At 37.3% G+C, this 12,248-nt stretch carries 13 protein-coding genes; 10 read left to right on the plus strand and 3 right to left on the minus strand.

What is annotated here, in order from left to right; all coding sequences use genetic code 11:
• Positions 1-35: 35 nt before the first annotated feature.
• Both SOM16_RS03755 and SOM16_RS03760 read right to left on the minus strand, forming a co-directional pair.
• Positions 36-2,411, minus strand: coding sequence for a M1 family metallopeptidase (locus SOM16_RS03755; RefSeq protein WP_320462652.1), 2,376 nt, complete (start codon positions 2,409-2,411; stop codon positions 36-38).
• A 5-nt stretch (positions 2,412-2,416) separates the two neighbouring features.
• A complete protein-coding gene (locus SOM16_RS03760; RefSeq protein ID WP_320462653.1) occupies positions 2,417-3,004 on the minus strand; it encodes a HupE/UreJ family protein in 588 nt (195 codons plus the stop codon).
• Between the two features lie 218 nt (positions 3,005-3,222).
• Here SOM16_RS03760 and SOM16_RS03765 point away from each other — a divergent pair, with 218 nt between their 5' ends.
• The 10 genes from SOM16_RS03765 to SOM16_RS03810 all read left to right on the plus strand — a co-directional run bounded on the left by SOM16_RS03765 (position 3,223) and on the right by SOM16_RS03810 (position 11,030).
• Positions 3,223-3,729: a DUF6702 family protein gene (locus tag SOM16_RS03765; RefSeq protein WP_320462654.1), complete on the plus strand. Its 507-nt coding sequence runs from the start codon at positions 3,223-3,225 to the stop codon at positions 3,727-3,729.
• A 133-nt stretch (positions 3,730-3,862) separates the two neighbouring features.
• A complete protein-coding gene (locus tag SOM16_RS03770; protein ID WP_320462655.1) occupies positions 3,863-5,131 on the plus strand; it encodes a DUF7033 domain-containing protein in 1,269 nt (422 codons plus the stop codon).
• 74 nt (positions 5,132-5,205) lie between these two features.
• Complete coding sequence (gene upp, locus SOM16_RS03775; RefSeq protein WP_320462656.1) at positions 5,206-5,850, plus strand: uracil phosphoribosyltransferase; 645 nt, start codon at positions 5,206-5,208, stop codon at positions 5,848-5,850.
• 13 nt (positions 5,851-5,863) lie between these two features.
• Positions 5,864-6,181, plus strand: a complete 318-nt coding sequence (locus SOM16_RS03780; protein WP_320462657.1) for a protein tyrosine phosphatase — start codon at positions 5,864-5,866, stop codon at positions 6,179-6,181.
• Positions 6,182-6,214: 33 nt separating this feature from the next.
• Positions 6,215-6,913 carry a YjjG family noncanonical pyrimidine nucleotidase gene (locus SOM16_RS03785; protein ID WP_320462658.1) on the plus strand — a complete coding sequence of 233 codons (699 nt, stop codon included), beginning with the start codon at positions 6,215-6,217 and terminating at the stop codon, positions 6,911-6,913.
• Between the two features lie 22 nt (positions 6,914-6,935).
• Positions 6,936-7,454 carry a DinB family protein gene (locus SOM16_RS03790; RefSeq protein ID WP_320462659.1) on the plus strand — a complete coding sequence of 173 codons (519 nt, stop codon included), beginning with the start codon at positions 6,936-6,938 and terminating at the stop codon, positions 7,452-7,454.
• A 41-nt stretch (positions 7,455-7,495) separates the two neighbouring features.
• Positions 7,496-8,191, plus strand: a complete 696-nt coding sequence (locus SOM16_RS03795) for a hypothetical protein (RefSeq protein WP_320462660.1) — start codon at positions 7,496-7,498, stop codon at positions 8,189-8,191.
• A 30-nt stretch (positions 8,192-8,221) separates the two neighbouring features.
• Positions 8,222-9,541 (plus strand): flippase, encoded by a 1,320-nt coding sequence (locus SOM16_RS03800; RefSeq protein WP_320462661.1) that lies wholly within the window; start codon positions 8,222-8,224, stop codon positions 9,539-9,541.
• Entirely contained in the window at positions 9,538-10,185 is a 648-nt protein-coding gene (locus SOM16_RS03805) for an FkbM family methyltransferase (protein WP_320462662.1), read from the plus strand. The genes SOM16_RS03800 and SOM16_RS03805 overlap by 4 nt, the downstream gene beginning before the upstream one ends.
• Positions 10,186-10,265: 80 nt before the next feature.
• Positions 10,266-11,030 (plus strand): class I SAM-dependent methyltransferase, encoded by a 765-nt coding sequence (locus tag SOM16_RS03810; RefSeq protein WP_320462663.1) that lies wholly within the window; start codon positions 10,266-10,268, stop codon positions 11,028-11,030.
• A 139-nt stretch (positions 11,031-11,169) separates the two neighbouring features.
• Here the strand turns inward: SOM16_RS03810 and SOM16_RS03815 are convergent, their stop codons facing one another.
• Entirely contained in the window at positions 11,170-11,607 is a 438-nt protein-coding gene (locus tag SOM16_RS03815) for a BLUF domain-containing protein (protein ID WP_320462664.1), read from the minus strand.
• Between the last annotated feature and the right edge of the window lie 641 nt (positions 11,608-12,248).

Consider the following 12,248-nt stretch of genomic DNA (forward strand, 5'->3'; position numbering starts at 1 on the left):
TTTTTATAAGGTAATAACTAATCATTCGGTAATGATTACTTACCCGCAGCAACTTTCATTGGGTTTGAACCAACCGACTGGCCGCGAACCGTGCCTCCGGTTTTTGCTTTGAAAGTTCTGAATTTGCTTTCTTTTGCTTTCCCACCCCAGCTATTGTTGGTGGTGTCTATATCGGCAGTTTCACGAAGCGGATCTACCAGAATTGATTCCACTTCTTTATCTTTCACATAGAATTTTGATGTTTTCAACTCGTTATGTCTCCAAATCTGTGCCGGAATGCGATCAATTTCCTTCGTACCATCTTTGTAAGTAAACTCAACAATAACAGGCATTACCAAACCGCCTTTATTGCTAAAACTTAACTCATATAAAAATTTGTTTTTATACTTATCCTGGTCAGCTTCTGGCACAAGTTCGAAAGGCATTGCCATTTCTACTTTATTGGTAAGCGTAGTATCTACATTTACCAAACCTCTATCGTATTTATAATAGAAATCTTGTGCTGCAGCATTCTTATCAACATAGAAGTTACCTTTCTTTTCTTCTTTATTTCTAATTTTCGAGATGTCTTCAAAGGCATTTACGGCAGGCTTATCAATTTTAAGCATTCTGGATCTCGCCGCAGGAACTTCTTTAGGGAAATCTGCTTTAGCGAATTTTACGCTATCCAAAGAAATATCACAAGGGTCTGTTCCATAAAACCAGCCTCTCCAAAACCAATCTAAATCTTCGCCACTTGCATCTTCCATCGTACGGAATAAATCTGCTGGTTCCGGATGTTTAAATGCCCACCTTCTCGAATACTCTTTAAAGGCGTAATCAAATAACTCCCTTCCCATGATGGTTTCACGAAGGATATTCAAACCTGTTGCTGGTTTAGAATAAGCATTCGGGCCGAAACGGGCGATATTTTCAGAATTGGTCATAATAGGTTCCAATTCATCTTTTGGCAATTTCATGTAATCTACAATGGTATAGGCCGGGCCTTTTTTACTAGGGAATTTATTATCCCAAAGTTCTTCCGTTAAATATTCAACAAAAGAATTTAAGCCTTCATCCATCCAGGTCCACTGGCGCTCATCACTGTTTACAATCATCGGGAAGAAATTGTGCCCCACCTCATGGATAATCACACCTAACATGCCGTTTTTAGTGCCTTCGCTATAAGTACCGTCCGCATCTGTACGGCCGTAATTAAAACAAATCATTGGATATTCCATTCCATTCGCTGCCTCAATACTCTGCGCTACAGGATATGGATAAGGGATAGTAAAATCAGAATACGTTTTAATGGTATGCGCAACAGCTCTTGTAGAAAACTTATTGTACAAATTATAAGCTTCTTTGCCGTAAAAACTCATACACATTACGGTATTATTATTGGCCTGAATCTTTTGCGGCATGGCATCCCAGATAAACTTACGTGATGAGGTCCAGGCAAAATCACGTACATTATTGGCATTAAATACCCATGTTTTCTTCGCAGTAGATTTTTTAGTTTCGGCAGTTTTAGCTTCTGCTAATGTTTGAATTTCTACAGGAGCCGTAGCTGTTTTAGCCGTATTGTATCTGCTTAACTGTGCAGGCGTTAACACCGCACTATAATTAATACATTCGCCAGTAGAACCAACTAAATGATCAGCAGGAACCGTCATTTGTACTTTAAAATCGCCAAAAGTTAAAGCAAATTCCCCTCTGCCGGTAAATTGATGATTTTGCCAACCCTGAAAATCGCTATACACACATAAACGTGGGTACCACTGTGTCATGGTGAACAAATAGTTTCCATCAGCAGGGAAAAACTCATATCCTCCACGGCCACCAACACTCATTCTATCGGTTATCTTATAGCTCCAATCTATATTAAAAATAAATTTCTGACCAGTTTTCAAAGCCACCGGTAAATCTATCCGCATCATGGTTTTATTTACGGTATATCTTAAATTCTTACCAAGTGCATCTGTAAGTTTGCTAATATTGATTCCATTCCCGTTATCTTCTTTTGAACTTAACTGATCCAGGCTTTGCGTGGTGCCAACAGCTGGCATTTTTGTGGCATCCTGATAGTTGGCACTTTTACTTGTGCTGTGCTCATTTTCATCAAGCTGTAACCAGATATAAGTTAATGGATCTGGCGAGTTATTGGTATAAGTAACTGTTTCAGAACCTTTCAACGTCAGGTTTTTCTCATCTAGTTCACACTTAATATTATAATCAGCACGCTGTTGCCAATATTTTACCCCCGGCGCGCCACTTGCAGTACGCTGCTCATTTGGAGTTGGCAAAATAGTACCCAATTGTTCGAATTTATTTCCATGGTTGCTCCCAGGATTATTCTGAATGTTTTGAGCCATAGCCAAACTACCACAAAATAGTAACAGGCCGGGTAATGTAAATAGTTTATTTATCATTGTTTTTAATTGAAAGGGATTCGCTCTAAAGCCATTTTTAAAGCCAGGCTAAATACGGCTGCTGATATAAATAGAACCCAGCTAATTCGTTTTATCTTTGTATAATTAAAAGTAAGAAAAGTAACGATCAAAATGATCAGGACCATAAAAATTTGTCCTGCTTCTAAACCCACATTAAAACCAAATAACCCCCAACCCATGTTTTGATCTTTTGCCAGCATCATTCTAATCGAATTAGCGAAACCCATTCCATGAATTAAGCCAAAACCTAAGGCAAGAAAATAATTTATTCTGACCGATTCCATGTCGAATTGTTTCCTAAACAGGTTGCTCACCGCAGTAATTACAATGGTACACGGAATTAGAAACTCTACCCAGGCGCTGTCAAAACGGATTACATCTAAAACACTAAGTAATAATGTGGCAGAATGGCCAATAGTAAAAGCGGTTACGAGGATTAAAACTTGTTTAACATTCGTATAACTGTAGATTGCAATCAATGCTAAAATAAAAAGCTGATGATCTAATGCATCAAGACTGATGATGTGTTCCCAACCTAACTTAAAATAAAAAATAAAATCCTGTAAAGGCATGAAAAATTAAGTTATTGGCCGAAGCTTTATTGTTAGCGGCATAAAATTAATTTTTTTAGCTGAAAAATATAGTCATATTCAAAAAAGACTAGTATAATCACCAACTTTGTTACCATTTAAACGTAAAATCAAGACAACTTCTTACCAACATTAATGAGCAGATCGAAAAACGCACATTAATATCGTAACTTTGGTTAAAGTAATTTTTAAAATCAATTATGTATAAACTAAAGTTTTTTCTCCCGTTACTTTGTTTTTTTTACTTAAGTGTATCAGCAAAGGTCAGACATCCGCTTCATGTGAGTACCACAGAATTGAGTTACAACGCGAAAGAAAAATCACTGGAAATAAGCTGCAGGATTTTTACTGATGATTTTGAATCCATTCTGGCTAAATTATACAAACAAAAAACAGATCTTTCCAAACCATCCATGAAAGCGGCAATGGATGACGTTGTAAAAAAGTACCTGGTCAGTCACCTGCAACTTAAGGTAAATGGTAAGCCAGTTAATTTACAATATATTGGTTTTGAGATTGATCATGAAGCCACGAATATCTTCCTGGAGGTAAATAAAGTTAGCGCATTTAAAACAGCCGAAGTTACCAATACTATTTTATACGATCTGTTTGACGACCAAATGAGTATTGTTCATGTAACCAATGGAAAAACCCGTCAAAGCACCAAAATTCTCTTTCCTGATAAGACCTTCACCACAAACTTTTGAAAGGATATTTTGTATTAATATTAAATCGGTGTTAAATACCGTTACTATTTAATATCTCGCTAACCTGAAGTTCATCCCTGTGAGAATACTATTAATAATCTTAGTTATACATCGCCAAATTGTTTAAATAAGTATGAATTTAATCGTTTTCTCCACAGTTTTAACCCCTAGAATAAAATACATCTTCAATTTTATTTTTAGAGATATCCTCAAGGCTGAGGTTACATTTACTGGAAATAGTCAGTTTTTCTTAGAAAGTAAATACGCTAAAATAAGCTATGGTGATGCGCCAATAGCAGGCGAACTGTTTTTTAAAAGTTCGGCATTACTCTTTTCTAATAAGCTGGAAGATCCGAAAATTAAAACAATTCCATTTGGAGATTACCAGGTTCCTTTTCCTGTGCAAAACTCGCTGTTGCCTTTTGATGTTTTTGCGGCTTCCTTCTTTATTCTAAGCAGATATGAAGAATATCTTCATCAACAAAAAACACCAGATGATTTTAAGGCTAGTAAAAGTTATCAGTATAAATGGAAAATTCTAGATCGCCCAATTATAGATGAGTGGGCACTAATTCTAAGAAATATCATTCGGACTAAATATCCGGAATTTAAATTTTACGAGAAACACTTTATACAACAACCTACCATAAATTTTGATGTTCCTGTGCAAATCCCAGACGGTTTCATCAATAAAAGCAAGTTCTTGTTTAATGCCCTGGCAAGCAAGGAAAATAATTTTATAAGTGCTGGCTTTGATCGCCTTACCGGCCTCGATATTAATATAGCGCAGGTATTACCTGTTGCCGCTAACCATTTTATCTTGAAGAAAATTAGCCCGGTTTATTTTCTGGGTTTTCCGGAGATTCCTGATGATTATATTGGCATTACAGGAATCTCAAAAAGTTTGAATACAGCAACTGTTGGTTTATTACAACCTTGCGCTAGTGAGCAACAAAAAGTAAGCAATGTAAAAGCCGGACTTTCAAAGCTTAAAAAAATATTTCCTGATCTGGTTAACTTAAGTAGCCAGCAATTGGAGGTATTAAAATTTCCGCTCTGCTACCTTAACTTGCTCAACAGCGGAGTAACATCAGATTATTCTATGGGCTATGCAGAAACACCGGGTTTTAGAGCGGGTACCTGTACGCCATTTAGCTGGTACGATTTACAATTGGAAAAAGTAACACCTTTAAATGTAAAATCATATTGTTTTACAGGTGCCGCACTTGAACAATTGGCTACCCAAGATACAAATAAACTAATGGAACATTTTATCGATTCGGTAAAAGTGGTGAATGGAATGTTTGTAAGTAGCTGGAAATTGCGAAGCCTGTCGACGCATTTGAAATACAAGAAGCTAAATAATGCATTTAAACACATGCTGGAATACGCAGGAAGCTAATTCCACGAATCTTCCATCAGTAAATAGTAGATTTAACTGCCCAATAGAAGTAGCATAAACAAATAAACAACCTCATGATTTTTGACCTAAGCAAAACTAAATCAATAGCCAATACTTTCATTGCCGAACTTCGGGATGAAAATATCCAGAAAGATTCCATGCGTTTTCGCAAAAACCTGGAACGTGTTGGCGAATTTTTCGCCTATGAAATCAGTAAATCACTCACCTATATTCCAAAAGATGTAACTACTCCTCTTGGCGTTTCGAGCTGTGATATACTGGCACAACAACCCGTATTGGCTACCATTTTAAGGGCCGGACTCCCGCTGCAGCAGGGTTTGCTTAATATTTTTGATCAGGCGGAGTGTTGTTTTATTTCTGCTTTCAGGAAAGTGAAGAAAAGCGGAGATTTTGTAATTCAAATGGATTATGTATCAACGCCAGATCTTGATGGACGGGTTCTAATTATGGCTGACCCAATGTTGGCTACCGGACAAAGCATGGTTATGTGTTGCAAAGAATTAATCAGCCGTTACAACATTTCCGAATTACATATTGTTGCTGCTATTGCCAGTGTGGAAGGCGTAACCCATGTACGTGCTAATCTGCCAAAAGCAAAACTTTGGCTTGGCGCAATTGATGAGGAAATGACCAGTAAATCTTATATCGTTCCAGGCCTTGGTGATGCTGGTGATCTCGCTTATGGAGAAAAAGTGTAAATCAATCTGTTAAATGAACATTCTTTTTGTTTGTAGCCGCAACAAATGGCGAAGTGCTACTGCCGAAACCATTTTTAAAAATCATCCAATACATCAGGTGAGATCTGCAGGCACTGAACCTTCAGCAAGAATTAAACTTTCTGCGAAACACCTCAATTGGGCTGATTTAATTTTTGTGATGGAAAAGAAACACAAGCAACGAATTATTGAGAAGTTTAGTGGTGAAATTGTTCACGCAGAGATAATTGTGCTTCATATTCCGGATGAGTACCAATATATGAATGAAGATTTGATTGAAGAATTAACTGCAAAAGTTTCAAATTATCTATAAAGCAACCAATAACCGCTACCTTTGCCAGCAACTATGCATCACCATAAAAAACACATCTTTTTCGATCTGGATCATACCATTTGGGATTTTGATCGCAATGCGGAAGAAACATTAAACGAGCTATACGAAACTTACAACCTGCGCGGCTTAGGGCTTCATTCCTGTGATGATTTCATCATTGCTTACACCGAAAACAACCACCAACTTTGGACAGATTATCACCTTGGAAAAATCACAAAAGATTTCCTCAGGGCCGAGCGGTTCAGTAAAACCTTCATCCAACTAGGTATCAGTCCTGATGCAGTTCCTGATCAGTTTGAAGATGATTATGTAACGATATCACCTACGAAAACGAAATTATTTGAAGATGCCGAACAAGTATTAACTTATCTGAAAGAAAAGTATACATTGCATATCATTTCTAATGGCTTCAAAGAAACTACACTCACCAAAATGAAGCTTTCGAACCTGAATCCTTATTTCAAAAATGTAATTATTTCAGAAGATGTTGGCGTAAATAAACCTAACCCACGAATCTTCGAACATGCATTGGAAAAAGCAAATGCAACAAAAGAGGAAAGTATTATGATTGGCGACAGTTTGGAGGCTGACATTTATGGAGCCTTGAATTTTGGAATGGAAGCGATCTTTTTTAATACGATGAAAAAAGAGAAACCTGCTGATGTTAATGGCCAAATTACACATCTAAAAGAGCTATTGCATTTATTTTAACTCCAGTTGCCTATATTTAGAAATGAATACAGCAAAAGTTAAGGTTTCTATCCATCAAATCGTAGCTTCCTATAGGTCGAAATTATCTGCTTATGCCGAGCTTGATTTTCAACGTACACCGCCTATAGGTGGTTGGAGTTATAGTGAGGTTTATTCTCATATTTTTGATGCAAGTCTGCTTTCTTTAATTGCTTTAAATAATTCTATTACCGGAAAAGGGGAGAAGAAACCGACGCACTTTATTGTTAGGTTGATCTTATTACTTGGTTCATTGCCACCTGCACAAAATTATAAAGTGCCCCAGCGAATTGCAGACCGTGTAAAAAAGATCAGTAAAACGGAAGCTTTAGATTTTATTCTTGAATTTGAAACTGCACTCGAAACCTCCTATCCGGCAATACCAAGGGCAGATTTGCAATTAAAAACTAAACATCCTCGTTTAGGCTATTTAAATGCTAATCAATGGTTAAGGTTTATAGAAATTCACCTCAAGCATCATTTAAAACAATTGGAAAGAATAGAAAAGAGTTTCAAAACATAGGATATTTTAGCATATTTGAGTAACCCCATAAATTGACACTCATGAAAAATTATTTATACCTATCAGCAATTGTTCTGTTTTGTGCCTGCAATAGTGGAAATACAGAAAATACTCAGGCCATCGTGCAAACACCTGGTGGTATAAATGGGCTACAAAAAAATATTACTTCACCAGCTATCGGAAGCACGAAAAGTGCTTTATTATACAATCCTGCTCATGGCAAACCGGGACATACCTGCGCGCTTGCAGTTGGCGCTCCGCTAAATCAAACCATTGCTGCACAACCTCAAACAATCAACACCAATACGCCTGTGCAACCTACAGCAGTCGCCGTTTCTCCGTCGGTAAATACATCAGGTAAAAAATTGAACCCCAAGCATGGCGAAGCAGGTCACCGATGCGATCTTGCAGTTGGTGCGCCATTAGATTCCAAACCAACAGGATCTGCCACAACCACCAGTAGCCAGGCAACAGTGATTCAACAGGCGCCTGTAAAAGTTGCTAAAGGAATGAACCCGCCACATGGCCAGCCAAATCATCGTTGCGACATTGCAGTTGGTGCACCACTAAATAGTAAAGCAATTGTAGCAACTCCGGTAGCAACGGTTAAAACACCTGAGGTTACCTCTACATCAACCAAAATTGTAGAAACTACACCGAGTGGCACTAAATTAAATCCAAAACATGGCGACCCTGGCCACAGGTGTGATATTGCCGTTGGCGCACCACTCACCTAGTTAACGCATTTTTTTTACATCTTTGCGCTAATGAAATTACCAGGCATAAAAGGTTTTGATGAAGAGGCGTTTAACAAGTATCTAAAAAATGCGGGCTGGCTGATGTTTGGTAAGGTGGTGAGTTTGATCGTAAACCTGGCCATTACCCGATATCTGGGACCAATTTTATTCGGAGATTTAAGTTTTGGATTATCATTAGTTGCTATTCTAGCCGCAGTTGGAGGATTAGGATTAGACACATTCATTATCCGTGAAGTAATTCAAGATCCCTCGAAACGAGATGAAATTTTGGGCACTTCAGTGGTTTTAAGAATGGTTGCAAATGGCTTACTGATTCCAATTGCCATCGGAATTTATCTCATCAGCCATAGCTTATCTTCAAACCCCGGAGATTCACTTACCTTATTAATCGCCCTATTAGCATTTGCATCTTTTTTTAAATCATTTAATGTAATCGACTCTTATTTTCAGTCTAAGGTACAATCTAAGTATGTTGTACAGGTGCAAAATGTGAGTCTTATCGTTACATCGATTTTTAAAGTGGTAATTATCACTTTTAGCTTGCCCTTAATTTACATTGTATTTGCCTACATATTAGATGCGGTTGTTCTGGCTGCGGGCTTGATAATTGCCTACCAAAACCGAGGTTTAAAAATCTTAAACTGGACCTTTAATAAAGAACGGGCAAAGTTGTTGCTGATTAAATCTTCTCCTTTAATTCTTTCGGCCGTGATGGTTACCATCTATATGAAAATAGATGTAGTGATGTTAAAAAGCGTAGGGAGTAAGGCCGTTGGAATTTACAGCAGCGCCCAAAATTTGAGCGAGGCATGGTATTTTATTCCCAGCGCCATAGTAACCTCTGTTTTCCCGGCACTGCTAAATGCCAGAAAAACCGATTTAAACAGGTATGAAAAACGTCTCGGAAACTTATATGATTTGCTGGTTTATATTAATATTCCAATAGCCATATTTATTAGCTTTTTCGGTTCTGATTTGATACACTTAGCCTATAGTGGCAAGTACGATGGCGCCGGACCAATGCTCTCAATCCATATTTGGTCGGGGATTTTTGTTTTCTTAGGAATGGCCAGTTCTCAGTATTTGATCGCAGAAGGATATACCAAAATTTCATTTTATCGTACGGCTGCTGGCGCGATTACCAATATCTTGCTAAACTTCTGGCTTATTCCAAAATATGCAGGCGTTGGCGCTTCGATTGCTACACTCATTGCTTGTTTTGTTTCCACTTTTTATGTTTTATTAATTCCAAAAACCCGTCAGCAGGGGATAATGATGTTAAAATCATTATTTTTGATCACCGCATTTCAAAAAATACTTAAACGTTGAGCACTTTAAAAGCACTAGCATCACTAATTGCAAAGCCTAATCGGCTGAAAGCATTATTATCATACGGACATAAAGGTTATTTAAACAGCATTGGCTGGTTTACAGCTTTTGATCAAAAACAGGCTGTTGATGGCGAAGGCAAAGCTTTGCCTTGGGTAACCTACTCGTTTATTGATTTCATTAAGGAAAGAATAACGAAAAGCCAACATATCTTTGAATATGGTTCAGGGAGTTCAACTATTTTCTATGCCGAACGTGCAGGGAAAGTGACTTCGGTAGAGCATGACAAAGGCTGGTTCGATAAGGTGAAAGGTACGAGCCCGGCAAATGCAGAGATGATTTTCTGTGAACTGCATAAAGACGGTGAATATGCCAGAAAGGCAACCCTATTAAATCAGCAATTTGATATTATTATTGTTGATGGACGTGACCGTGTGAACTGTTGCAAGTATAGCTTAGCTGCTTTATCTCCAGAGGGTGTGGTTATCCTAGATGATAGTGAGCGTGAAGCTTATGAGCCTGCAAGGATGCTCCTGAAAGAAAATGGCTTCAAGGAAATTAGCTTCAGTGGTATTTCTCCAGGTTTATTCTACGAAAAGGCAACGTCTGTATTTTACAAGGCGAACAATTGCCTTAATATCTAACCTAAGATTTCCTTGCCTTAAACAATTAAGTTTTAACACATTCGTTTTAACCTAAACCTTCTGACCTATACCTGCACTACATGATGATTGATGAAAATTTAAAAGCAGCTTACGATAATTTTTACAATAACAATGATGTGGCCTGGCGCATGTTAGGTGCAAAATATAAAGCGAAAAACATTGTAGAGGTTTGTAAAAATATTAAACCTGAAAAGGTGCTGGAAGTTGGGGCAGGCGACGGAAGTATTCTTCATTTTTTAAACGAATGGAATTTTTCACCAGAACTTTATGCTTTAGAAATTGCTCAAAGTGGTGTCGATCGCATCAAACAAAGAAAACTCCCGAAATTAAAAGAGGCCCGCACTTTTGATGGCTACAAAATTCCGTATGCAGATGATTCTTTTGATCTGATTATCCTGGCCCATGTACTGGAACATGTGGAGCATGAGCGTTTATTAATCAGAGAATTAAAGCGTGTAGCAAAATACATTGTTTTTGAAGTACCAAAAGATTATCGCTTTGGCGTAGACAAGAGGATGAAACACTTTCTTGATTATGGCCACATTAATATGTACACGCCAACATCCTTACGGTTTTTACTACAAAGTGAGGGATTGGAAATTTTAGCAGACAAAATCTCGATGACTGCACCAGAAACAGTAAAGTTTAACGATTTTATAAATAGAAAAATCCCTAAAAGCTTTGTTAAGAGTTTCAAAATCGAACTGGAATATCGTATTAAGAAAACTATGGGAAATCTTCTTGGCTTAAAGAAAAAAGAACAGTTTGCTAATGCCTATACGGTGCTCACAAAAAAATCAGAACAGAACCTGCATATATTTTAGCGAAAGAGAACGTCTCACTTTGATCTTCCTTTTGAAAAACCTGGTGCGCTGTAGCTATAACTCCAAAGTTCTTCCAGTTTGATTGGCTTCCTGCTTCTTACACCTATAATCCCCGCACAACAACAACAAACCATCCTTATTAAAGGTAATTATAGAATGTCTTCATAAACTCCATCAGCATATTATTTTGAATATTGCCATGCGCCGCAAGCACCTGAGGATCTAACTTAAAAAAACTTTTTAAAATAGGGTTATCATCAAGTATCATCCTTTCAAAACCCATTTCCCATGAATCAAAATTTCGGTCTTCAATCTCACCCTGTTTAATGAGGGTAACATTACAATGACGGGTATCTTTTTTAATATTTTTAAAAAGGCTGATTATTTCCTGTTCAGGCCCCTCCAATACCTGAATAAACCTGCATTGATGAGCATTAGATATTTGACCCTCAATATAGGCCAGGCAGCCTGTAATATTATGATCCTTATTCCATTCTCTAGAGTATTTTAAAATCTCAATAAGTTTTGCAGGTTGCATTACCGTGGTGGCAACACTGGTATATATTAAGCTATACATATGCCGTGTGTAATTCATTATATGGTTATCAACAAAAAGTTAAGCTGGCTTACCAAAGGCTAACGAAAGCAATTTAAAATAATAAATCACTTTAAAATGAGTGGCAACAAAAGTTGCAGTTAATACAATTATAAATATGGTTACTCATACTGATATGCATACTATCGACCTACTTATCTATACGCTACTTAGCAGCCTAACTTTATTAATTAACCTTTAAAGAATCAGATTTGTTTAGTTCGGTTGCAATACAATAACTTTTCTAAAAGTAGTATTAAAAAAGGAAATCCTGCGATAGGCAGTTTTTTTTGCTACTTACGATACTATTCAGATTCCCGGATAGTCATAAATTGATGTGATAATTCATGCATCGGTGTTGAATCTTGTAGTACCAAAAGAATGGTTATCACTTTCAAAGCACTAAACTTTGGAGAGAAATTACCATTCTGTATCCCAGCGTTTATAATCTTTCATTTGTTAATCCCCGTTCGTCGAGAAATTACAGGCGTTGGTCTGAATGTAACTGATGCTGGTATAATACAAGCAATTTCGCTGCAACGTTTTCCGGTTACTGGCGTCTCATCAGTATAAAAACAATAAGAAATTCTAAAACATACAGTCATGAAAACGATAGCAAAAAC

Source organism: Pedobacter sp. CFBP9032 (genome assembly GCF_034045265.1).
Taxonomy (GTDB): Bacteria; Bacteroidota; Bacteroidia; order Sphingobacteriales; family Sphingobacteriaceae; genus Pedobacter.